Here is a 20,994-nt window from a genome sequence, read left to right as displayed (position 1 = left end):
TGCCATCTCCTCCGCGGCGGCGTCACGGGGTTGACTTCCTCGGCGTCCAGTGGGCGTCCAGGGTTGGTGATGCGAGAGCTCAGGCGCTGCGCGGAGCCGCCGTCGTGTCGCCGATGCGGAGCTCGGTCGTGAAGGCGACGTTCTCGACCGGCTCGCCCGCGAGGGCCGCCAGGGCCAGTCGTGCGGCGGCGCGGCCCTTCTCGAGGGTCGGCTGCACGACCGTGGTCAGGCGGTGGCGCGAGAGCCCGTCGATGCGGGCGCCGTCGAAGCCGGCGACGCTGATGTCCTCCGGCACGCGGAGGCCGCGCTCCTCAGCGGCCTGGATGGCGCCGAGCGCGAGCAGGTCGCTCTGCCCGACGATGGCGGTGAGGGCGGGCTCGGCATCGAGGAGCGCACGGGCGGCGATGAGCCCCTCCTCGATGAGGCTGCCCGCGGCGACCTCGGCGGGGGCATCCGGGAAGACGTCGCGCACCCCGGCCAGCCGCTCGAGGCCCGTGTAGGCGACGGATGCGTCCTGCCGCACCTGCGTGAGCGGGCCGCGGGCGTGGCCGCGATCCATCGGCAGCGTGATGACGGCGACGCGCTCGTGCCCGAGTCCGGCGAGGTGCTCGGCGAGGCGGCGCATGCCCGCGCGGTTGTCGATGTCGACCATGGGCAGGCCCTGGCGCGGCTCGGCCTCGACGCCGATGAGCGGCACCTGGCGCTGGCTCAGCACCCGCACTGCGGGGTCGAGGTCGGTGCTGCAGCCGAGCAGGAGCGCGGCATCCATGGGCGCATCGCGCAGGCCGCCCTCGGCGCGCTCGAGGCTGTCGGTCAGCAGCAGGAGGCTGTAGCCGGCTCCCCCGATCTCGTCGGCGATGCCGTCGAGGAGGGTCACCGCCACCGGGTCGCCGAAGGCGACGCTGATGCGGTCCTCCATGACGACGGCGATGATGCCGCTGCGGCCGGTGCGGAGGCTGCGGGCGCGCGGGTCGGGGCCGCCGTAGTCGAGCTCGCGCGCGGCGGCGAGCACGCGCTCGCGCGTCTCGTCGGCGACGGGCCCGGCTCCGCTGAAGGCGAGACTCGCCGTCGAGGCGCTCACCCCGGCGCGCGCCGCGACCTGCGCGAGCGTGGCCCGCGAGCCGTCTCCAGGGTGGTTTGCCGGGTTCGCCATCGGCTGTTAGCGTAGTCGAACTCGGGCATCGAATCGATTCGACTCCCCCGGCATCCGCGTTTCGAAAGGCCGTCCGTGAGCTCGCCCACCACCGCTCCCCGCCTCGCGCCCTGGCGCTTCGCCGTCTTCGCGGTCTTCGCACTGAGCGGCATCACGATGGCGACCTGGGTGGCGCGCACGCCGGCGATCCGCGACGCCCTCGACGTGCGGACCGACGAGTTCGGCCTCCTGATCTTCGGCATGGCCGCAGGGTCGATCGTCGGCCTCATCGGATCGAGCCACCTCATCGCCCGCCTCGGCACGCGCCGGGTCATCCTGCTCGGCGTCATCGCCACCTCGCTCGCGCTCATCGGGCTCGGCGTCGGCGCTCAGACGCTCGGGAGCTACGTCGTCGTGCTCGGCTCGCTCGTCGTCTTCGGCGCGGGGGCCGGCATCACCGACGTCGCCATGAACGTCGAGGGCGCGGGCGTCGAGCAGGCGCAGGGCCGCGCGATCATGCCCTGGTTCCACGCCTCCTGGAGCATCGGCACCGTCATCGGGGCGGCCGCCGCCGCCGGCGTGGCCGACCTCGGCGTCGGCGTCGACTGGCACGCCGGCGTCGTGGGCCTGCTGCTGATCGTCGCGGTCGGGTTCGTCGTCCGGCTGCTGCCGCGGGACGAGGCGCTCCCCGGCCTCGACGACGAGGGCGCGGGGCCGGCGCGCACCACGTGGCAGGAGCGACTGTCCATCTGGCGCGACCCGCGCATCCTGCTCATCGGACTCATCGTGCTCGGCATGGCCTTCGCGGAGGGCTCGGCCAACGACTGGCTCGCGCTCGCCGTCGTGGACGGCCGCGGCGTCGACGAGGCCACCGGTGCGCTCGCCTTCGGCATCTTCGCCGTCGCGATGACCACCGGCCGCATCGCCGGCGTGTGGGTGCTCGACCGCTTCGGTCGCGTGCCCGTGCTGCGCGGGTCGGCCGTGCTCGCGGCCGCGGGGCTCGCGACCGTGATCCTCGTCGAGCAGCCGGTCATCGCCGCGCTCGGCATCTTCGCGTGGGGGCTCGGCTCATCGCTCGGCTTCCCCGTCGGCATGTCGGCCGCCGCCGACGATCCGCGCCGCGCCGCCGCAGCCGTCGCCGCCGTCGCGACGGTCGGCTACTTCGCCTTCCTCGTCGGTCCGCCCGTCATCGGGTTCCTCGGCGAGCGGATCGGGCTGCTGAACGCGCTGTGGGTGGTGCTCGTGCTCATCCTCGTCGCGGCCGTCGCGTCGGGCGCGGCGCGCGAGCGCGGGGCCGCGGCGGGCGCACCCGGCTCGCAGGGCGCTCCCGGCTCGCAGGGCACTCCGGGAGCGCCGGGCGCTCCGGGAGCGCCGGGCGCGAGTGAGCCCGCTGCCGCGTCCCGTGACGCCGACGCTGCGGGCTGATCTCCTCCGCGGCGCCTCCACCGGGATGCGCAGCTCAGGAACTCCAGGGCGCACGCACCCTGCGATCCGCACGTCTTCGCCCGACCGGGCCGTGGGTTCCTGAGTTACGCACTCGCCCCCGCGGGAGCGGGCCGCGCCGTAACCACATGCAGGCACTGCACGTCGGGCTCCGCGTGCTTGAGCGGTCGGCACGCGAGCCGCGGCCACGAGAGACAGCATTCGATGCGAGTGCGGCGGCAGGATGAGCGCATGAGCTCATCGACCTCCCCCACCCCGCACCACGCCCTCCCCGCGTCGCTCGACCTCTCCGGCCGGACCGCGCTCGTCACGGGGTGCGGCTCGGCCGAGGGCATCGGCTTCACCACGGCCCGCGAGCTCGCCGGGCGCGGCGCCCGCGTCGTCATGACCGCCACGACCGACCGCATCGAGCAGCGCGCGCAGGAGCTGCGGGACGCCGGGCACGACGCCGCCGGCGTCGTCGCGCGGCTCGAGACCGAGAGCGCGGCGCAGGCCGCCCTCGCGGCGATCGGCGCGCTGGGAGCCGAGCCGGACATCCTCGTCAACAACGCCGGCATGGTCGCTGTCGGCGAGGAGATGCCGCGCGGCGACATCGGCATGAGCGTCGACGAGTGGCGCAGCGCCGTCGACGTGAACCTGACGAGCGTGTTCCTGGTGACGCGCGCCGTCATCAGGCGGATGCGCGAGCGCGAGTGGGGCCGCGTCATCACGGTCGCGAGCACGACCGGGGCGGTGCAGGCGGCGCGCGACGACCTCGGCTACGCGACCGCGAAGGCCGGGGTGCTGGGCTTCACGCGCGGGCTCGCGATCGACGAGGCGCGGCACGGGATCACGGTGAACGCGGTCGCTCCCGGGTGGATCGCGACGGCGTCGCAACTGGAGCAGGAGGCCGTCGAGGGCGGGCTCGTGCCGCTCGGGCGCAGCGGTCGCCCCGACGAGGTCGCGAGCGCGATCGCGTGGCTCGCCTCCCCCGGTGCGAGCTACATCACCGGGCAGCTCGTCGTCGTCGACGGCGGCAACTCGGTGGCCGAAGAGCGGCGGCCCGGGCTGTGGGGGTGAGCTCTGCCCGCCGCACCTAGACTCGACCCTCGTGCGCCTCGTGATCGCCCGCTGCTCCGTCGACTACGCCGGGCGCCTCAGCGCGCACCTGCCGCTCGCGACGCGCCTGCTCATCCACAAGAACGACGGCAGTCTGCTCGTGCACTCCGACGGCGGCTCGTACAAGCCGCTCAACTGGATGAGCCCGCCGTGCACCCTCACGGTCGAGGAGCCCGACGACGACCAGCGCGAGGCCGGCGTCGTCGAGCTGTGGCGCGTCACGCACGCGAAGACCGCCGACATGCTCGTCGTGAGCGTGCACGAGGTGCTGCACGAGACGGCGCACGACCTCGGGCTCGACCCGGGCCTGCAGAAGGACGGCGTCGAGGCGCACCTGCAGAAGCTGCTCGCCGAGCAGATCGAGCTGCTCGGCTCCGGGCACGCGCTCGTGCGGCGCGAGTACATGACGGCGATCGGACCCGTCGACATCCTCGCGCGCGACGCCGACGGAGGCTCGGTCGCGGTCGAGATCAAGCGCCGCGGCGGCATCGACGGCGTCGAGCAGCTCACCCGCTACCTCGAGCTCATGAACCGCGACCCGCTGCTCGCACCGGTCGCCGGGGTGTTCGCCGCGCAGGAGATCGCCCCGCAGGCGCGCACCCTCGCGGAGGACCGCGGGATCCGCTGCCTGCTGCTCGACTACGACGCGATGCGCGGACTCGACGACGGCATCCCGCGGCTCTTCTGACGTCGCTCGCCTAGGCTCGAAGCATGCTCCCCGCACCCCGCCCACCGTTCTCGGCGATCCTGCTCGACCTCGATGGCACGATCACCGACTCCGCGCCCGGCATCACCGACACGCTCGCCTACACCTACGAGCAGCTCGGGATGCCCGTTCCGGCATACGAGGAGCTCCTGCGCTGGGTGGGCCCGCCGATCATGGACTCCTTCCGCGACCTCGCCGGCATGGATCGGCCGACCGCGGAGCGCGCGCTCGAGATCTACCGCGCCCGCTACCTCGACCGCGGCGCCTACGACGCGACCCTCTACCCGGGCATGGGCACCCTCGTGCGGGGGATCGCGGCCGCGGGCATCCCCCTCAGCCTCGCGACCTCCAAGCCCGAGCTGCCGGCGACCCTCATGCTCGAGCACTTCACGATCGCGCACTGCTTCACCGTCATCACCGGCGCCTCGGCCGACGAGACGCGCAGCGAGAAGGCTGACGTCGTCGAGGAGGCGCTGCGGCGTCTTCGCCTCGGCGACGTCGATCTGTCCAACGTCGTCATGATCGGCGACCGCATCCACGACATCGAGGGCGCGGCCGAGCACGGAGTGCCGACCATCGCGGTGACCTGGGGCTACGGTACGGATGCCGAGCGCGCCCACGCGCAGCTCGTCGCGTCCTCGACGGACGAGCTGCGATCGCTGCTCGGGCTGCCGGCCGCCGCCGAGCCCGCCGCCTGAGCCGCGCCGCCCGCGTCGCAGCCCCGCCCCGCCCGCCCCGCACCACTCCACCCCACCCCGCCCGCCGTGACCAAATGAAGGGAGCGGGCTGCCCGATGGCGGCGTGTCGCGGCGACACGCCGCGACGTGAGCCGCGGCTCCCTTCATCTGGTCGAACCCTGTCGCCGGGGGGTCTGCACCCGGAGAGGTCAGCGCCAGGGGGGTCAGCGCCGGGCGCTGCGAGCGGCCGCTACCGCGCGAGGCGCTCGACGATCGCGCCGAAGAGCCAGGGCATCGCACGGGCTGCCGGGACGATCGCCGGGCGGGCGGGCGAGCTCGCGAGCCGGACGAGCCCCTCGGTCAGCAGCCGGAAGTCGCGCGTCGACCGCGACCACGCCCGCTCGTAGGCGGGGAGGTCGTCGCGCGCGAGGCAGTCGGCGAGCGCCTCTGCCTGCGCGAAGCCCACGCGCATCCCCTCGCCGGTGATCGCGTCCACGTACCCGGAGGCGTCGCCGACGAGGGCTATGCGCCCGGTCGTGCGCGTGACCGTGCGCTGCCGGAGCGCGCCGGCTCCGCGCAGCTCCGAGGCGACCTCGACGCCCTCGAGCCGATCGCGCAGCGCCGGGTGCGCGGCGATCGCGGTGTCGAGGTCGACCCCCTTCGGCCCGAGCACCGCGACCCCCACCGTCGAGTCGTCGACGGGTGTGACGTAGAGCTCCCAGTCGGGGCCGTACGTCACCTCGACGACGTCGCTCCACGGCGGAGTCGCGTAGTGCCGGCGGAGGCCGAACCGCTTCATGCCCCGATCGGCATCGTCGAGTCCGGCCTCGCTGCGCACGCGCGAGTGCAAGCCATCGGCCCCGACGAGCCACCGAGCCCGCAGCCCGTTGACCGAAACCCCCAGCTCGTCGTGCACGAAGTGCTCGACCCTCTCGGGCCGCAGCTCGATGCCGCGCCGGGCGACCGCCTCGCGCAGGCTGGCGCTCAGCGCGGTGCGGCGCACGCCGCGTCCCTCTCGAGACCGGTAGCGGTGCGTGACCGCGCCTCGGGCATCCTCGTACCGTATGCCTCTGATCGCATGACCCGGCGGGTCGACGTCGAGGCGGTGCAGCGCGGCGAGCCCGCCCGGCATGATGCCCTCGCCGCAGGCCTTGTCGATCTCACCCGTGCGCGGTTCGAGCACGACGGCCTGCAGGCCGCGCCGCTCGAGCTCGAGTGCGAGCACCAGGCCCACCGGTCCACCGCCCGCGATGACGACGTCGACGTCGGTCGGGATCATCGGGCCTCCGCCCGCAGCACCGCGAGCGCGCGGTTCTCGACGGGGATCCGGAAGCCGAGCAGCAGCACCGCGTTGAGCACCGTGAAGACGAGGGCCGTCACCCAGGCGGTGTGGGCGAGCGGGAGGGCGATGCCCTCGATCGCGACGACGAGATAGTTGGGGTGGCGCAGCCAGGCGAAGCGGTACGGCCCGCGGGTCACGCGCGTCGCGCCCGGCACGACGATGACGCGGGTGTTCCACTGCTCGCCGAGCGAGGCGATCACCCAGTAGCGGCCGGCCTGGCAGAGCAGGGCGATGACGAGCATCGGCCATCCGAGCGCGCCGATGAACGGGCGGTCGAGCAGTATGACCTCGGCGACGCACGCGACCAGCAGGCCCGTGTGCAGCAGCACCATCCACGGGAAGTGCCGTCGGCCGTGCTCGACGCCGCCCCGCGCGAAGGCCGCGGCCGCGTGGCGCTTCGAGATGACGAGCTCGACGAGCCGCTCGACGCCCGTCGCGAGCACGAGCAGCGCATACAGGATGACGCTCATGACCACTCCAGGAGGACGAGCTCGGCGGTGACGCCGGGGCCGAGGGCGAAGAGCACGGCGCGCGTGCCGACGGGTTGGTCGCCGACCGCGGCGAGCACGTGCAGCACGGCCGCCGACGACAGGTTGCCGGTGCGCGACATGACCTCCCACGAGGCGTCGAGCGCGGCGGGCGGCAGGTCGAGCGCCGCCGTGAACGATTCGAGGATGCGCGGCCCGCCCGGGTGGGCGATCCACGCGTCGACGTCGGAGCGCTCGATCCCGGCCTCGGCCAGCAGCGCGTCGACCCCGGCGGCGAAGTGCCCGTCGATGAGGGCCGGGACCCCGGCGGCGAGCATGAGCGTGAACCCGGTCGATCCGATCTGCCAGCCGATCATCTCGGAGCTGTCGGGGTACAGCGCGCTGCGGCTCGCGACCACACGGGGCCGCGTCGAGCCGGCGGCGACGGCAGCGGGGTGCGCGTCGCCGGTCATGACCACGGCGGCGGCCCCGTCTCCGAAGATGCCCGTGCCGACGACGTTGGCCATCGACTGGTCCGACCACTGCAGCGTGAGCGAGCACAGCTCGACGCTCACGAGAAGGGCGACCCCGGTGGGATGCCCGGCCAGGTAGTCGGCGACGCGCGCGATCCCGGCGGCGCCGGCCACGCATCCCAGCCCGAAGCTCGGCACGCGCTTGAGGTCGGACCGGAATCCGAGCGACGTCGCGAGCATCGCATCGAGCGAGGGGGCCTGGACGCCCGTCACGGTCGTGAAGAAGAGGTGGTCGACGTCCTCGACGCGGAGCCCCGCCTCGGCGAGCGCCGTCGTGACCGCCCTCTCGACGAGGGGCAGGGCGAGCTCGGCGAACAGGGCGTTGGTCTCGCTGAACGAGTCGAGGTCGCGGTACCGCTCGAGGGGCAGTGCGAGGTGCCGGGTCTTGATGCCGCTCGCGGCATGCACCCGCTCGAGCACCGACCGGGCCGCCGTGTCGCCCGTCAGCCGGCTCGCGAGCTCGGCCGTGATCTCGTGCTGCTCGTGCACGTTATCGGGCAGCACGGGCGCGACGGCGAGGATCCGGGGCATGCGCGCATCATTCCACGCGAGGCTCCGGGTGCGCCCAGCCGCCGTGTGCACTCCCGGCGACGGGCGCGAACCGCCCTCGCGACGTGCGCGCTCAGGATGCAGAGGGGTGACGAAATCCTGTTACGTCACTCCTCTCCATCGTGAGGGTGCGGGCCCCGACCGTCGTAGTCTCGAAACTATCCGCGCGCGACGATGCCGCGGAGGAAGGGGTCGCCGTGACGAACGCCCATGCGCCCGCCGCACACGAGCCGGCTCTCGCGCTCTCCGCGCATCAGCGCGCCCTCCCCACAGCCCTACCGACCGCCCTCGAGGCCGATCTCACCGCCCTCCGCCGCGGAGCCGCCGCCTGGGTCGCGAGCGACCTCGCCGACAAGCGCGGTCTGCTGCCCGAGCTGCGTCGCTCGACACTCGCCGCCGCGACCGACTGGGTCGTCGCCGCGTGCGCGGTGAAAGGCATCGACCTGAGCTCCCCCGCCGCCGGCGAGGAGTGGTCGAGCGGCCCCTACGCCGTCATCACCGCGACGAGCGCCCTCGAGTCGACCCTTCGCACCCTCGAGCGGGGCGGCACGCCTCTCCCCGACCGTCGCGTCGGCCGCGCGCCGCAGGGCCGCGTCGCCGTCCGCGCCTTCCCCTCCCTGCCGAAGGACGTCGTGCTCGCCGGCTACTCCGCCGACGTGTGGCTCCGCCGCGGCGTGAGCATCGAGGATGCCCGTGCGGGCATCGCGGGCGCCGTCCGCGATCGCGATCGCGCGCCCCTCGTCACGGCGGTGCTCGGCGCCGGGAACATCACGGGCATCCCCGCCCTCGACGTGCTGACGGCCCTCTACCAGGAGGCGAGCGCGGCGATCGTGAAGCTCAACCCCGTCAACGCGCGCGTAGGCGACGCGCTTCGTGCGGCGTTCGCGCCCGCGATCGAGCGCGACCTCGTGCGCATCGTGGAGGGCGACCACGAGGTCGGGCAGTCGCTCATCCACCACCCGGACGTCGACCGCATCCACATCACCGGCAGCCGCTCGAGCCACGACACGATCGTGTTCGGCGCCGGCCCCGACCGCGAGGAGCGCCGACTCGCGCGGCGGCCCATCCTCGACAAGCCGATCACGAGCGAGCTCGGTGGCGTCGGGCCCGTCATCGTCGTCCCCGGCGGGGCCGACGGCGCGCGCGGCCGCGACCGCTGGACCGACGACGACCTCGACACCGTCGCCCGCGGCATCGCGACCGAGCGCCTCCACAACTCGGGCTTCAACTGCATCGCGACGCAGCTGGTGGTGATCCCCGCCGACTGGGAGCACGCCGACTCCCTCGTCGCGAAGCTCCGCGGGCACCTGGCGGCCGCACCCGCGCGCACCGCCTACTACCCGGGCGCGGCCGAACGGCGCGACGCCGCCGTCGCCGGGCACCCCGACGCGGTGAGCCTCGGCGGAGACCCCGCCGCGGCCCGCGCCCTCGTCGACCACCTCGACCCCGCCGACGCGAGCGAGCCGCTCTTCACGACCGAGGTCTTCGGCCCCGTGCTCGGCGTCGTCCGCCTTCCGTCGCCGCCGACCGGCGACGCCGACGTCGACCCGGCGGCGTTCCTCGACGCCGCGGTCGCGTTCTGCAACGCCCGCCTCGCGGGCACTCTCGGCGCCGGCATCATCATCCACCCGCGCACGCGCCGCGCCCTGGGCGGCGCCCTCGAGGCCGCGATCGCGACCCTCGAGTACGGCACCGTCGGGGTCAACTGCTGGGTCGGCCCGCTCTTCGGCATGCCGGGTGCGACGTGGGGCGCGTTCCCTGGGCACGAGGTGCACGACGTCGGCAGCGGCATCGGCGTGGTGCACAACGCGCTGCTGCTGGACCCCGCGCACGTCGAGCGGACGGTCGGCCACGGTCCGTGGCATCCGACCCCCACCCCGCTGTGGTCGGTCGACAACCGCACCGCGCACGTCACCGCCGAGCGACTGACGCGCTTCGCCGGCGACGATTCCGTGCGCGCGCTTCCCGCGGCGGTCGCCACGATCGCCAGTTACGTGAGGGGCTGAGGATGCTCGACGCACGCCCGACCGCGCCCGAGCCGCGCGACCGCACCGCACCCGGGTCGCACGCCCCCGACCACCTCGACGTCATCGTCGTCGGCTCCGGCTTCGGCGGCTCGGTCGCCGCCCTGCGCCTGGTCGAGAAGGGCTACCGCGTCGCGGTGCTCGAGGCCGGTCGCCGCTTCGCGGACGACGAGTTCGCGAAGAACTCGTGGAGCCTGAAGAAGTTCTTCTGGGCGCCCGCGCTCGGCCTGCTGGGCATCCAGCGCATCCACCTGCTCGACGACGTCATGATCCTCGCCGGGGCAGGCGTCGGCGGCGGCTCGCTCGTCTACGCGAACACGCTCTACCGACCGGCGAGCGACGCCTTCTTCACCGACCGGCAGTGGGCGCACATCACCGACTGGAAGGCCGAGCTCGACGCGTACTACGACCAGGCGAGCCGCATGCTCGGCGTCGCGCAGAACCCGACGATCACGCCCGCCGACGTCATCATGCAGAAGGTGGCCGCCGACCTCGGCGTCGCCGACAGCTTCCACCTCACCCCCGTCGGCGTCTACTTCGGCGAGGGCGCCGACGTCGAGGCCCCCGACCCCTACTTCGGCGGAGCGGGCCCCGCTCGGCGCGGCTGCCTCGAGTGCGGCGAGTGCATGACGGGCTGCCGGCACAACGCGAAGAACACGCTCGTGAAGAACTACCTGCACCTCGCCGAGTCGGCGGGTGCGGTCGTGCAGCCGCTCACGACGGTGACCCGCGTCGCGCCTCGACCCGGCGGCGGCTACACCGTCACCACCCGCGCGACCGGCAAGGGCCGCCGCACCGAGCGCACGCTCACGGCCGATCAGGTCGTCGTCGCCGCGGGAGCCTGGGGCACCCAGCAGCTGCTGCACCGCATGAAGGCCGAGGGGCATCTGCCGGGCATCTCCGACCGGCTGGGCGAGCTGACCCGCACGAACTCCGAGGCCCTCGGCGGAGCATCCACCGCCCTGCGCCACGCGCGCGGCGTCGACATGACGCGCGGCGTCGCGATCACCTCGTCGATCCACCCCGACGAGCACACGCACATCGAGCCCTGCCGCTACGGCCACGGATCCAACGCCCTCGCGCTGCTGGCGACGCTCGCCGTGCCGGGCGGTCGCCGCACGCCGCGCTGGCTGCTCTGGATCGGCCAGCTGCTGCGCCACCCCTCCCGCGTCGCGTCGATGGTGTTCGGCCTCGGCAGCTGGAGCGAGCGCACCATCGTCGGCCTCGTCATGCAGAACCGTGACAACTCGCTCACGGTGCGCGCGGGGCGCGGGCTCTTCGGGCGCTTCCGGCTGCGGTCGAGCCAGGGCCACGGCGAGCCGAACCCCACTTACCTGCCCGAGGCGAACGAGGCCTACGGGCTCATGGCGCAGCACATGAACGGCTTCGCGCAGTCGGGCATCAGCGAGGTCTTCGACGTGCCGATGACGGCGCACTTCCTCGGCGGGTGCCCCATCGGCGACTCCCCCGCGACCGGCGTCGTCGACCCGTACCACCGCGTCTTCGGGCACTCCGGGCTGCACGTCGTCGACGCCGCGGCGATCTCAGCGAACCTCGGCGTCAACCCGTCGCTCACGATCACCGCGCAGGCGGAGCGCGCCTTCGCCCTATGGCCGAATCGCGGCGAGGCGGATGCTCGACCGCAGCTCGGCGCCGCCTACCAGCCCCTGCCGCCCGTGCCCCCGCGCTCGCCCGTGGTGCCGGTCGGCGCGAGTGGCGAGCTGCGCCTCCCGAGCGCGCCGGTCGCCCTGCCGATGCCGCGCGTGCGAGCGGCGGAGCTGACGACGCCCGTCGACCCAGCCGCCTAGTACTCGTCCCCCAAAGTGCCGACTATCCCTCGAGTTAAGGCTGCGTTTACTGTCTGCCTATGAATCCGAGAGCAATACTTGCGTCGGTCGGCCTTCTTCTTATATCGGCAATTGGCACCAGCCAACCGGCCGCCGCCCAGGCGAAGGAGAGCCAACCCGACAGGTTCGTCTCGACTAGCCAGCTGATGTTTGACGGGTTCGATATTCCGCGGGCCGTTGACAACGGATATAAAATTCGTACAGATACTGCTGGGTGGCAATATGCCGTCCCGGTCGGAACTCCCAAAGGCAGTCTTGTTGGCGCCTCATTCAAATTCAATCCAACGACAAAACAAGTCAAGCCGACTTCAATTGTGACCCAAGGCACAGTAAGTGGCAACTGCGGGTCCGCAACGCTCACTCTCTATACCAAGACCTCGGGCTACACGTCTTACAGCCTGAATGGCCTCTACGGCGGGTCGGTCTATCACCAGTGGAGCATCTCTTTGTCTGCCCGAACTGGTAACACCATCGTGAATAGGGATGGATTCCCGCCCTTCCCAGGGGCACTCAACTGGGGGACGAATTTCTCCTATAACGTGGGGGCGGCCGCCACAAACGCTTCGGTAAGCGGAGTAGCCAGCGGCATCGTCACGACGACTCTCGGAACCTGCAGCGGGCTCCTGCCCCGAGACACGATCTAAGAAAGAGGCTCTCGATGACTGTGCCTTCCGACCGAACTGTTGCTCTTGAGCGCGCCAGAGAAGAACTCCGTTCGCAATCCTCGCTCGCCGACGGTCGCCGGTTCTATATCAGCCGAGATCAGCATGCGGCATTGTTCGGCATCTCATTTCTCGATCTGTACGTGGAATCTCACCAGGTCGACGAAAATTCGCTGCATTATCGTGTTCCAAGAACGATCAGTGTGCGAACTTATGCGATCAGCGATCACCAACCTGAAATGGATTTTCTACATTTCTCGGAGTATTGGATCTCTCAGAATTCAGTAGAAGCCGCTGCAGACCCTGGCTCAACTTTGCGGGCGCTCGAAGACTCTTTCGGCTCATCGAGATTGGACTTAAAGAGCTTCAATATAGGTGAACATACGTATCGTGGTCACAGCCGGCATGTTCGGGACACCCACTTCTGCCGGTTCGTGATAGGCGACCGCGATCTCGTCATCACAGCTGCCGGGGACCCTAAGCTCGTCAGGGCGGGGTTCACCGAGAATCCGAGTCCCGGGACTGCAATGTGAGCTCGCGAAACTCGGCCCATTCGGAACTGCCGACACGCTTGAGTCCTTCTCCGCCGTCGCCTTTTCTCACCTGAATAGTGGGGTGCGCGCGGCGAGAGCGCACCGAAGGCCCCCCTCGGGACCTCTTGCCGACGTAGCCCTTTGCCTGCAGTGTCTCCGCGTGATGCCGTCGTAACTGTGGAAATGGGTTCCCCGTTTTCGTCATCAGCGCGACCTACGGCTCTGCCCGCGTCTTGAACCGACGCGTCCACAGCGAGTTCGTCTGAGGAAGACGCTCGAGAACGCCTTGACGAGCCCCTCGAGCAGCGGGGTGAGAATGCCCAGCATCTCGTCATGCAGAACCGCGACAACTCGCTCACGGTGCGCGCCGGACGCGGGCTCTTCGGGCGATTCCGGCTGCGGTCGAGCCAGGGTCACGGCGAGCCGAACCCGACCTACCTGCCCGAGGCGAACGAGGCCTACGGGCTCATGGCGACGCACATGAGCGGATTCGCCCAGTCGGGCATCACCGAGGTCTTCGACGTGCCGATGACGGCGCACTTCCTCGGCGGATGCCCCATCGGCGACTCGGCGGCGACCGGCGTCGTCGACCCGTACCACCGCGTGTTCGGGCACTCCGGGCTGCACGTCGTCGACGGGGCGGCGATCTCGGCGAACCTCGGCGTCAACCCGTCGCTCACGATCACCGCGCAGGCGGAGCGCGCCTTCGCCCTGTGGCCGAATCGCGGCGAGGCGGATGCTCGCCCGCCGCTCGGCGCCGCCTACGTTCCCGTGCCGCCCGTGACCCCGCGGTCACCCGTGGTGCCGGTCGGCGCGGCGGGGGAGTTGCGCCTCCCGAGCGCGCCGGTCGCCCTGCCGATGCCGCGCGTGCGAGCGGCGGAGCCGCGGCCCTAGCCGCCCGCCGCGTCGCCCGCACCGCCGCTCTCCTCTGCCCGCACCGCCGCTGCCCGCCACTCGGACCGCCGCCTCAAGGACCCCTCTGCCGCGCGCGCTTCGATATGTGCGGATCGGGCGAATCGCGCTCACCCCGTCCGCAATCATCGAAGCGCGGCGGGCCCGCATCGTCGCCCCTTCCAGAACTACGGAGCGCGTGAGTCCGATTCGCCCGATCCGTACTTCTGGAAGGGCGGACGGCCCGAGCGGCAGGTGCCCCGCGCCCGACCCGCCGCCCGGCGCACGGCACCCGCCGCCCGAACGCCCGACCCGCGAAGGCCGCAGCCCGACCCGCGTATCCCTACGGCCGCGGCAGCGGCCTGAACCCGCGCAGACGCAGCGAGTTCGTGACGACGAACACGCTCGAGAACGCCATGGCGAGCCCCGCGAGCAGCGGGTTGAGCAGCCCGAGCATCGCGACCGGGATCGCCGCGACGTTGTACCCGAACGCCCAGAACAGGTTGCCGATGATCGTGCGCAGCGTGCGCCGCGCGAGGCGGATGCCGTCGGCCACGACCAGCAGGTCGCCCGACACGATCGTGAGATCGGAGGCTGCGATCGCGGCGTCGGTTCCGCTGCCCATCGCGATGCCCAGGTCGGCCGCGGCGAGCGCCGCCGCATCGTTGACCCCGTCGCCCACCATCGCGACGACGTGCCCCTGAACCTGAAGCTCGCGGATCACGTCGAGCTTGCCCGACGGCGTCACGCCTGCGTGCACCTCGCCGATGCCGAGCCGGTCGGCCACGGCCGAAGCCGCACCCTCGTTGTCCCCCGTCAGCAGCACGACATCGAGCCCCAGATCGCGCAGCCGCGAGATCGCCAGCTCCGCCTCCGGCTTGAGCGTGTCCGCGAGCACGACGACGCCCGCGAAGGCTCCGTCGACCGCGACGGCGATGGGCGTCGCCCCCTCCGCCTCGAACGACGACAGCGCGTCGGCCGGCATCGAGATGGCCCACTCCGACGACAGCCACGCAGCCCGACCGATCGTCACAGCGCGACCGTCGACGACCGCGGTCACACCCAGACCAGCGTGCGACGCGAAGCCCTCAGCCGCAGGCAGGGCGACTCGGGCCCCGCGCGCGTGATCGACCACCGCGCGAGCGAGCGGGTGCTCGCTGCCCTCCTCCGCGGCCGCGGCGAGCGACAGCAACGACGATGACGAGAACCCGTCAGCCGGCACGACGGCCGTCACGGACATCCGCCCCGTCGTCACGGTGCCCGTCTTGTCGAGCACGATCGTGTCGATGCGGCGGGTGCTCTCGAGCACCTGGGGCCCCTTGATGAGGATGCCCAGCTGCGAGCCTCGCCCCGTGCCGACCATGAGCGCCGTCGGGGTGGCGAGGCCGAGCGCGCACGGGCACGCGATGATGAGCGTGGCGACGGCCGCGGTGAAGCCGAGCTCGATCGAGCCCGTGAACAGCACCCAGCCGAGCAGCGTCAGCAGCGACAGCGCGATGACGACGGGCACGAAGATGCCCGAGACGCGGTCGGCGAGGCGCTGCACCTCGGCCTTGCCGGTCTGCGCCTCTTCGACGAGGCGGCCGAGGCGCGCGAGCTCGGTGTCGGCGCCCACGCGCGAGGCCTCGACGACGATGCGCCCTGAGACGTTGACGGTGCCGCCGACGACGCGCGAATCCATCTCGACGTCGACCGGCACCGATTCGCCGGTCAGCAGCGACGCGTCGACCGACGACGCACCCTCGACGACGACGCCGTCGGTGGCGATCTTCTCGCCCGGGCGCACGACGAAGCGGTCATTGACCTGCAGCTGGTCGACGGGCACCTTCACCTCGACGCCGTCGCGCAGAACCGAGGCGTCGCGCGCCGCGAGGTCGAGCAGGGCGGCGAGCGCCGCCCCCGACTCGCGCTTGGCGCGCGCCTCGAGGTACCGCCCGAGCAGGATGAACACCGTCACGGCGGCGGCGACCTCGAGGTAGATCTCGTGCGCGCCGGTCTCGGGAGTTCCGAAGAGCTGCAGCGTCATCGTCATGCCCGGCATGCCGGCCTCGCCGAGGAACAGCGCGTACAGCGACCACAGGAACGCCGCCGAGACGCCGAGCGAGATGAGGGTGTCCATCGTGGCGTTGCCGTGCCGCGCATTGACGGCCGCCGCCCGGTGGAACGGCCACGCCCCCCACACCGCGACGGGCGCCGCGAGCGTGAGCGCCAGCCACTGCCAGTAGGTGAACTGCAGCGGCGGGATCATCGACATCAGCAGCACGGGCACCGTGAGCACGGCCGAGATGATGAGGCGCTGGCGCAGGGCGGCGAGCGCGTCCGGGCGGGCCTCGCCGGCGCCGCCGGCAGCGCCCGATGCGGCGGCGGATGCCCCGCCCGCCACGCGCGGCGCCGTCACGCTGGCCTGGTACCCGGCCTTCTCGACCGCCGCGATGAGCACCGAGGCGTCGAGCTGCCCCTCGGCGTCCGGGGCGACGCGCACGGTCGCCTTCTCGGTCGCGTAGTTCACGGTCGCCTCGACGCCCCGCACCTTGTTGAGTCCGCGCTCGATGCGGTTGGCGCACGAGGCGCACGTCATGCCGACGAGGTCGAGCTGCAGCTCGGGCGCGCTGGTCGCGACCGGCGCGGAGGTGGTGGGGTTCGTGACTGTCATGGGTGTCGCTCCGGGTCAGCTGCGGTCGGCGATGAGGTCGCGCATGAGGTCGATCTCGACCTGCTGGGTCTCGATGATCGTGTCGGCGAGCTCAGCCACCTCGGTCGATTCGCCGTCGTCGAGCACGTCTTGCGCCATGTCGATCGCGCCCTCGTGGTGCTCGATCATGCCCTCGAGGTAGAGCAGCTCGGCCTCGTCGCCCTGAGCGTCCTCGATCGCGTCGAGGTCGTCGTCGCTCATCATGCCGCCGGGGCCTCCGTCGCCATGGCCGCCGCCGTGGCCGGCGCCGGGCATGCTCGGCACGCCCCAGTCGTCGAGCCAGTCCTCCATGAGCTCGATCTCGGGATCCTGCGCGGCGATGATCTCCTCGGCGAGCGCGACGATCTCGGGGTCGATGTCGTCGCGCCCGAGCACGAGCTCGCTCATCTCGACGGCCTGCTCGTGGTGGGGGATCATCATCATCGTGAACATGGCGTCGGCCTGGTTGACGCCGTCGGGCAGGTCGCCCATGGGCATCCCGCCCGGGCCGTTCGAGCCGCCCGTGTTCACGGTCACGCACCCGGCGAGGGCGAGCGCGAGTGCGGCGGCGCCGGCGATCGCGGCGGCGGCGGATGCGCGGCGGCGAGCGGGTCGAACGATGGTCGTGCGAGTCATGGTGGGCCTCCCTGTCGCGACGAGTATTGCATACCCCCGGGGGGTATCACAACCCCAGTCGGATGAATGCCGACGGCCCTCGTTCCGCGGCCTGCGAGGGCGCGGCGCGAGGGCCGGTCGTGAGGGCGATCAGGCGAGCTGGTAGCCCGCCTCCTCGACGGCGGCGCGGATCTTCGCCTCGTCGATCGGGCCCGCCGACTGCACGGTCACGCGCGAGGCACCGCCCTTGACGAGCGCGACCTCCACGGCCTGCACGCCGTCGACGGCGCCGACCTCCTCCTTGACGCTCGCGACGCAGTGGCCGCACGTCATGCCGGTCACGAGGTACTCGTTCGCGTCGACGGCGGCGGTCGCGTCGGCCGTCGTGGGGGCCTCGGCCGCGCCGTGGCCGCAGCCGCACGCGCCGCCGCCGCAGCATCCGCCGCCGCTCGCCGTCGCGGAGTCGCCGAGCAGGTTGAGTCGAGTCATGTCGTTGGTCTCCATACGACCAGTGTCGCATACCCCACGGGGGTACGTGAAGCCGCTCGGACGGGCGACCCGCCGAACCGGGAGCAGACGGTCAGTCAATCGGCATCGAACCCGCGGCGAGCATCCAGCAAGCGTGCTTAGCGTCGCGATGTCGGCACCAGCCCCGGGTGCCGTTTCTCTTCGAGCGACGGAGCCCGGATTGCCTCGCACGCGCGCGTACGACGCCGACCTCGTGATCCTCGGCGCGGGCTGCGCGGGGCTCGCGCTCGCGGCGCGGCTCGCGGAGGGCGACTCGGGGCTGCGGGTGATCGCGGTGGATGTCCGCACCGACTACTCCGACGACCGCTCGTGGTGCTTCTGGGCCGACGACGCACACGACCTGCGCCCGATCGTCGCGCACGAGTGGCGCGACTGGACGTACCAGGCCGAGGGCGGCCCGGGCGTCGCGCACCACGTCGACGGTGAGACCTACCAGTACGTGCGCGGCGCCGACTTCTACGCTCACGCTCGCGCGCTCATCGAGGCGAGCGACCGCGTCGAGCTGCGGCTCGGCGTCGCGGCGGGCGAGGTGCGCGCGCTACACCCCTCGATCTCGCGGCCGGCCGGCGAGGGCGTCATCGTCAGCACGTCGGCCGGCGACCTCACCGCCCGCTGGGTTGTCGACACGCGCCCGCGCCGCACGGCGGCGATGCTCTTCCAGTGCTTCTCGGGGGCCGAGGTCGACCACGGCGGCTCCCTCGACCTCGCCGCGCTCGGCATCGCCCCCGGCGCCGCGGGCCTCATGACCGGGATGCGCGCCGACGCCGACGGGCTCGGTTTCGTCTACGTGCTGCCGCTGTCTGACTCCACCGCGCTCGTCGAGTGGACGCGCTTCTCGCCCTCGCCGCTCCGCGCCTCCGAGGTGCGGGCGGGGCGCGACGCCGCTCTCGCCGCGCTCGGCGCGCCTCTCGGGGCGCCGCACGTGCGCGTCCTCCGCGAGGAGGCCGGCGTGCTGCCGATGGGGCGCGTGCCGAGCCCGTCGGCTGACGCGACACCGAGCGTCCCCGGCGTCGTCGTCGCCGGTGCCGCGGGCGGCGCGCTCCGCGACGCCTCCGGCTACGGGTTCGCGCGCATCCAGGCCTGGGCCCGCGACTGCGCCGACCGCCTCGCGCGCGGCGAGGCGCCGATCGGCCACCCGCCCGAGCCGTTCATCCGCCGCCAGATGGACCGCATCTTCCTCCAGGCGCTGCGCGCGCACCCCGAGCGCACGGCCGACTACTTCGCGGCGATGGCGCGCGGTGTCGCGCCCGCTCGCCTGTTGCGCTTCCTCACCGACCGCGCGCGACTGAGCGACCTGCTCGCGATCATCGCGAGCCTGCCGCTGCTGCCGTTCCTCGCGCAGCTGCCCGACCGCTCGCGCGCGCTCGCCACGAGCTCGGCGCGGCGCCCCGACCTCGTGCGGGCGCTCCCCCCCGTGCGCCGCGCACCCGCGCCGCAGCGCGAGCCGCAACCCCAGCCCGAGACGGCCGACCAGGTCGCGTGATGCGCCGCCCGCCGCTCGAGACCTACCTCTTCACCGGCGTCGCTGTCGCGACGGTCCTCGCGTTCCTCCTCGCCGATCCCGAGCCGCCGCTCGTCGTGCAGATCGCCGCGATCGCGATCCTCGCAGCGCTGCTCGGCATACCGCACGGAGCCCTCGACCCGCTCGTCGCCCGCCGCCTCGGCCTGTGGCGCGGGCCCGTCGGCTTCGGCGTGTTCAACCTCGTCTACACGGCCGCGGCGGTCGCCGTCATCGGCCTGTGGCTCGTCGCGCCCCTGCCGAGTCTCGTGCTGTTCCTCGTCGTGTCGGCCGTGCACTTCGGCGGCGACTGGATGCGCGAGCGCTCCCCCTGGCTGCGGTCGCTCGCGGGAGCGGCGCTGCTCTCGCTCCCCGCTTTCCGCGATGAGGATGCGGTGGCCGGCCTTTACGCGACCCTTGCGGGAGAGGGCGCCCGCTCGGTCGCCGCGGCGCAGGCCGCGATCGGACTGCCGCTGCTCGTCCTGCTGCTCGGGCTCGCGGTTCTCGCGGCCCGCCGCGCCCCGCACGAGGCCGTCGAGCTCGGACTCGTCGCGCTGCTCGCCCTCACGACGCCGCCCCTGGTGTTCTTCATCGTCTACTTCTGCACGCTGCACAGCGCCCGCCACTTACGTGAGGGCTTCGTCGAAGAGCGCGCGCAGCCCCGCCGCCTGACGGCGCTCGTCGTCGTCGCGTACACGGTCATCCCGCTCGCGGCCGCGGCGCTCTTCCTCACCGCGACCGCCGGAACCGCGAGCCTCGACGACCAGCTGCTCCGCGTCGTCTTCATCGGCCTCGCCGCGCTCACCGTGCCGCACATGGCGCTCATCGCGCTCGGCGACCGGGCGCTGCGGCGCGCAGCCGCGGCCGCCGCAACCGACGCCGCCGACGCCAGCGAGCCGGAACGCGCCCCTCAGCCGATGAGCTCGGGCAGCTGATCCCCGTCGCTCGGCTCGCGCCGAGCATCCGCTGCCTCTCGGCGACCGCCGCGCTGGGCCGCCGCGCCCGCCGTGACAACGATCGCAATGCCGACGAGCTGCACGATCGACGGCGACTGGGCGAGGATCAGCAGGCCGAGGATGAGTCCGATCGCGGGCTCGACCGACATGAGCGTGCCGAACGCCGTGTGGGTCATGCGCCGCAGGGCGAGCATCTCGAGCGCGAACGGCAGCACCGGCAGCAGCACCGCGAGCCCGAGAGCGATGAGCAGCACTGTGCCGTCGATCTGACCCCACGCCTGCGGAACCCCGACGACGGCTGCGGCGAGCGCCGCCACCGGAATCGTGAGCGCGAGCCCCTGGATGCCGTCGAACCGGTCGCCGATGCGCTGCGTGTAGAGGATGTACGTGCCCCAGCCGATGCCGGCGAGCGCCGCGAAGCCCACGCCGAGCAGGTCGATCTCGCCGAGCCACGGCTCGGTCAGCAGCACGACGCCGACGAACGCGACGATCGGCCACACGAGCGCGCGACGACCGCCGCTGCGCACGGCCGCGACGGTGAGCGGGCCGAGGAACTCGATCGCCACCGCCGTTCCGAGGGGGATGCGCTCGAGCGCCGCAAGGAAGAACACGGTCATGAGACCGGTGGCGACCCCCAGTGCCAGCAGCGGCAGCACGTCGGCGCGACGGATCGCCGACAGCCGCGGCCGCGCGATGAGGAGGAACACGATCGCCCCCATGCTCAGCCGCAGCCACGCCGTGCCCGCCGCGCCCACCTCGTCGATGAGCCCGACCGAGAGCGCCGAGCCGAGCTGCACCGAGAGCATGGCGAGCACCGCGTAG

19 protein-coding genes are annotated in these 20,994 nt (G+C 72.5%); 11 read left to right on the top strand and 8 right to left on the bottom strand.

The genetic code is table 11. The features are described 5' to 3' along the window. Nucleotides 1–79: 79 nt before the first annotated feature. Nucleotides 80–1,153, bottom strand: coding sequence for a LacI family DNA-binding transcriptional regulator (locus tag ASC54_RS03050; RefSeq protein WP_055896582.1), 1,074 nt, complete (start codon nucleotides 1,151–1,153; stop codon nucleotides 80–82). Nucleotides 1,154–1,228: 75 nt separating this feature from the next. On the opposite strand from ASC54_RS03050, the gene ASC54_RS03045 reads away from it, so the two are divergent. The 4 genes from ASC54_RS03045 to ASC54_RS03030 all read left to right on the top strand — a co-directional run bounded on the left by ASC54_RS03045 (nucleotide 1,229) and on the right by ASC54_RS03030 (nucleotide 5,077). Continuing rightward, the gene (locus ASC54_RS03045; RefSeq protein ID WP_200932260.1) at nucleotides 1,229–2,557 is read left to right on the top strand and encodes an MFS transporter; all 1,329 of its coding nucleotides are present in this window, start codon (nucleotides 1,229–1,231) and stop codon (nucleotides 2,555–2,557) included. Nucleotides 2,558–2,806: 249 nt separating this feature from the next. Continuing rightward, the gene (locus tag ASC54_RS03040) at nucleotides 2,807–3,634 is read left to right on the top strand and encodes an SDR family NAD(P)-dependent oxidoreductase (RefSeq protein ID WP_055896579.1); all 828 of its coding nucleotides are present in this window, start codon (nucleotides 2,807–2,809) and stop codon (nucleotides 3,632–3,634) included. Between the two features lie 31 nt (nucleotides 3,635–3,665). Continuing rightward, nucleotides 3,666–4,361 carry an endonuclease NucS gene (gene nucS, locus ASC54_RS03035; protein WP_055896576.1) on the top strand — a complete coding sequence of 232 codons (696 nt, stop codon included), beginning with the start codon at nucleotides 3,666–3,668 and terminating at the stop codon, nucleotides 4,359–4,361. Between the two features lie 23 nt (nucleotides 4,362–4,384). Beyond that, nucleotides 4,385–5,077: an HAD hydrolase-like protein gene (locus tag ASC54_RS03030; RefSeq protein WP_055896573.1), complete on the top strand. Its 693-nt coding sequence runs from the start codon at nucleotides 4,385–4,387 to the stop codon at nucleotides 5,075–5,077. Between the two features lie 229 nt (nucleotides 5,078–5,306). Here ASC54_RS03030 and ASC54_RS03025 read toward each other — a convergent pair whose 3' ends face one another. The 3 genes from ASC54_RS03025 to ASC54_RS03015 are packed head-to-tail and all read right to left on the bottom strand — an operon-like array spanning nucleotide 5,307 to nucleotide 7,929. Then, complete coding sequence (locus tag ASC54_RS03025; protein WP_055896570.1) at nucleotides 5,307–6,335, bottom strand: NAD(P)/FAD-dependent oxidoreductase; 1,029 nt, start codon at nucleotides 6,333–6,335, stop codon at nucleotides 5,307–5,309. Continuing rightward, a complete protein-coding gene (locus ASC54_RS03020; protein ID WP_055897915.1) occupies nucleotides 6,332–6,868 on the bottom strand; it encodes an isoprenylcysteine carboxyl methyltransferase family protein in 537 nt (178 codons plus the stop codon). The genes ASC54_RS03025 and ASC54_RS03020 overlap by 4 nt, the downstream gene beginning before the upstream one ends. Further along, on the bottom strand, nucleotides 6,865–7,929 hold the full coding sequence (locus ASC54_RS03015; protein ID WP_055857634.1) for a type III polyketide synthase: 1,065 nt from the start codon (nucleotides 7,927–7,929) through the stop codon (nucleotides 6,865–6,867). Before ASC54_RS03015 ends, ASC54_RS03020 begins: the two co-directional genes overlap by 4 nt. 215 nt (nucleotides 7,930–8,144) lie before the next feature. On the opposite strand from ASC54_RS03015, the gene ASC54_RS03010 reads away from it, so the two are divergent. From ASC54_RS03010 to ASC54_RS03000, 5 genes are all read left to right on the top strand, one after another. Continuing rightward, on the top strand, nucleotides 8,145–9,953 hold the full coding sequence (locus ASC54_RS03010; RefSeq protein ID WP_055896568.1) for an aldehyde dehydrogenase family protein: 1,809 nt from the start codon (nucleotides 8,145–8,147) through the stop codon (nucleotides 9,951–9,953). A gap of 2 nt (nucleotides 9,954–9,955) precedes the next feature. Further along, a complete protein-coding gene (locus tag ASC54_RS03005) occupies nucleotides 9,956–11,779 on the top strand; it encodes a GMC oxidoreductase (protein ID WP_082514808.1) in 1,824 nt (607 codons plus the stop codon). A 59-nt stretch (nucleotides 11,780–11,838) separates the two neighbouring features. Then, nucleotides 11,839–12,462 carry a hypothetical protein gene (locus ASC54_RS13130; protein ID WP_156376705.1) on the top strand — a complete coding sequence of 208 codons (624 nt, stop codon included), beginning with the start codon at nucleotides 11,839–11,841 and terminating at the stop codon, nucleotides 12,460–12,462. 14 nt (nucleotides 12,463–12,476) lie between these two features. Beyond that, nucleotides 12,477–13,013 carry a hypothetical protein gene (locus ASC54_RS12740; protein WP_156376704.1) on the top strand — a complete coding sequence of 179 codons (537 nt, stop codon included), beginning with the start codon at nucleotides 12,477–12,479 and terminating at the stop codon, nucleotides 13,011–13,013. A gap of 333 nt (nucleotides 13,014–13,346) precedes the next feature. Next, the gene (locus tag ASC54_RS03000) at nucleotides 13,347–13,907 is read left to right on the top strand and encodes a GMC oxidoreductase (RefSeq protein ID WP_055896565.1); all 561 of its coding nucleotides are present in this window, start codon (nucleotides 13,347–13,349) and stop codon (nucleotides 13,905–13,907) included. Nucleotides 13,908–14,247: 340 nt separating this feature from the next. Here ASC54_RS03000 and ASC54_RS02995 read toward each other — a convergent pair whose 3' ends face one another. The 3 genes from ASC54_RS02995 to ASC54_RS02985 all read right to left on the bottom strand — a co-directional run bounded on the left by ASC54_RS02995 (nucleotide 14,248) and on the right by ASC54_RS02985 (nucleotide 17,694). Further along, nucleotides 14,248–16,557: a cation-translocating P-type ATPase gene (locus tag ASC54_RS02995; protein WP_055896562.1), complete on the bottom strand. Its 2,310-nt coding sequence runs from the start codon at nucleotides 16,555–16,557 to the stop codon at nucleotides 14,248–14,250. A gap of 15 nt (nucleotides 16,558–16,572) precedes the next feature. Next, nucleotides 16,573–17,211 (bottom strand): DUF305 domain-containing protein, encoded by a 639-nt coding sequence (locus tag ASC54_RS02990; RefSeq protein WP_055896559.1) that lies wholly within the window; start codon nucleotides 17,209–17,211, stop codon nucleotides 16,573–16,575. Between the two features lie 129 nt (nucleotides 17,212–17,340). Then, nucleotides 17,341–17,694 (bottom strand): heavy-metal-associated domain-containing protein, encoded by a 354-nt coding sequence (locus ASC54_RS02985; protein WP_235451368.1) that lies wholly within the window; start codon nucleotides 17,692–17,694, stop codon nucleotides 17,341–17,343. A 184-nt stretch (nucleotides 17,695–17,878) separates the two neighbouring features. Here ASC54_RS02985 and ASC54_RS02980 point away from each other — a divergent pair, with 184 nt between their 5' ends. Together ASC54_RS02980 and ASC54_RS02975 are read left to right on the top strand one after the other, a co-directional pair. Continuing rightward, a complete protein-coding gene (locus ASC54_RS02980) occupies nucleotides 17,879–19,201 on the top strand; it encodes a lycopene cyclase family protein (RefSeq protein ID WP_055896555.1) in 1,323 nt (440 codons plus the stop codon). Next, on the top strand, nucleotides 19,201–20,151 hold the full coding sequence (locus ASC54_RS02975) for a Brp/Blh family beta-carotene 15,15'-dioxygenase (protein ID WP_055896552.1): 951 nt from the start codon (nucleotides 19,201–19,203) through the stop codon (nucleotides 20,149–20,151). The genes ASC54_RS02980 and ASC54_RS02975 overlap by 1 nt, the downstream gene beginning before the upstream one ends. Here ASC54_RS02975 and ASC54_RS02970 read toward each other — a convergent pair. Then, entirely contained in the window at nucleotides 20,127–20,978 is an 852-nt protein-coding gene (locus tag ASC54_RS02970; protein ID WP_055897906.1) for a DMT family transporter, read from the bottom strand. The two genes, ASC54_RS02975 and ASC54_RS02970, sit on opposite strands and share 25 nt — an antisense overlap. Nucleotides 20,979–20,994: the final 16 nt, after the last annotated feature.

The sequence above is a fragment of the Yonghaparkia sp. Root332 genome, from assembly GCF_001425665.1.
Classification (GTDB): Bacteria; Actinomycetota; Actinomycetes; order Actinomycetales; family Microbacteriaceae; genus Microcella.
The sequence above is the reverse complement of the archived record's forward strand: the minus strand, read 5'-3'. Positions and strand labels throughout refer to the sequence as shown.

What these genes read in the sequence shown, in the direction of transcription:
- ASC54_RS03050 (WP_055896582.1), bottom strand. Translation starts at nt 1,153, where the DNA reads ATGGCGAACCCGGCAAACCACCCTGGAGACGGCTCGCGGGCCACGCTC.
- ASC54_RS03040 (WP_055896579.1), top strand. Translation starts at nt 2,807, where the DNA reads ATGAGCTCATCGACCTCCCCCACCCCGCACCACGCCCTCCCCGCGTCG.
- ASC54_RS03030 (WP_055896573.1), top strand. Translation starts at nt 4,385, where the DNA reads ATGCTCCCCGCACCCCGCCCACCGTTCTCGGCGATCCTGCTCGACCTC.
- ASC54_RS03025 (WP_055896570.1), bottom strand. Translation starts at nt 6,335, where the DNA reads ATGATCCCGACCGACGTCGACGTCGTCATCGCGGGCGGTGGACCGGTG.
- ASC54_RS03020 (WP_055897915.1), bottom strand. Translation starts at nt 6,868, where the DNA reads ATGAGCGTCATCCTGTATGCGCTGCTCGTGCTCGCGACGGGCGTCGAG.
- ASC54_RS03015 (WP_055857634.1), bottom strand. Translation starts at nt 7,929, where the DNA reads ATGCCCCGGATCCTCGCCGTCGCGCCCGTGCTGCCCGATAACGTGCAC.
- ASC54_RS03005 (WP_082514808.1), top strand. Translation starts at nt 9,956, where the DNA reads ATGCTCGACGCACGCCCGACCGCGCCCGAGCCGCGCGACCGCACCGCA.
- ASC54_RS13130 (WP_156376705.1), top strand. Translation starts at nt 11,839, where the DNA reads ATGAATCCGAGAGCAATACTTGCGTCGGTCGGCCTTCTTCTTATATCG.
- ASC54_RS12740 (WP_156376704.1), top strand. Translation starts at nt 12,477, where the DNA reads ATGACTGTGCCTTCCGACCGAACTGTTGCTCTTGAGCGCGCCAGAGAA.
- ASC54_RS03000 (WP_055896565.1), top strand. Translation starts at nt 13,347, where the DNA reads ATGCAGAACCGCGACAACTCGCTCACGGTGCGCGCCGGACGCGGGCTC.
- ASC54_RS02995 (WP_055896562.1), bottom strand. Translation starts at nt 16,557, where the DNA reads ATGACAGTCACGAACCCCACCACCTCCGCGCCGGTCGCGACCAGCGCG.
- ASC54_RS02990 (WP_055896559.1), bottom strand. Translation starts at nt 17,211, where the DNA reads ATGACTCGCACGACCATCGTTCGACCCGCTCGCCGCCGCGCATCCGCC.
- ASC54_RS02985 (WP_235451368.1), bottom strand. Translation starts at nt 17,694, where the DNA reads ATGGAGACCAACGACATGACTCGACTCAACCTGCTCGGCGACTCCGCG.
- ASC54_RS02975 (WP_055896552.1), top strand. Translation starts at nt 19,201, where the DNA reads ATGCGCCGCCCGCCGCTCGAGACCTACCTCTTCACCGGCGTCGCTGTC.
- ASC54_RS02970 (WP_055897906.1), bottom strand. Translation starts at nt 20,978, where the DNA reads ATGCTCTCGGTGCAGCTCGGCTCGGCGCTCTCGGTCGGGCTCATCGAC.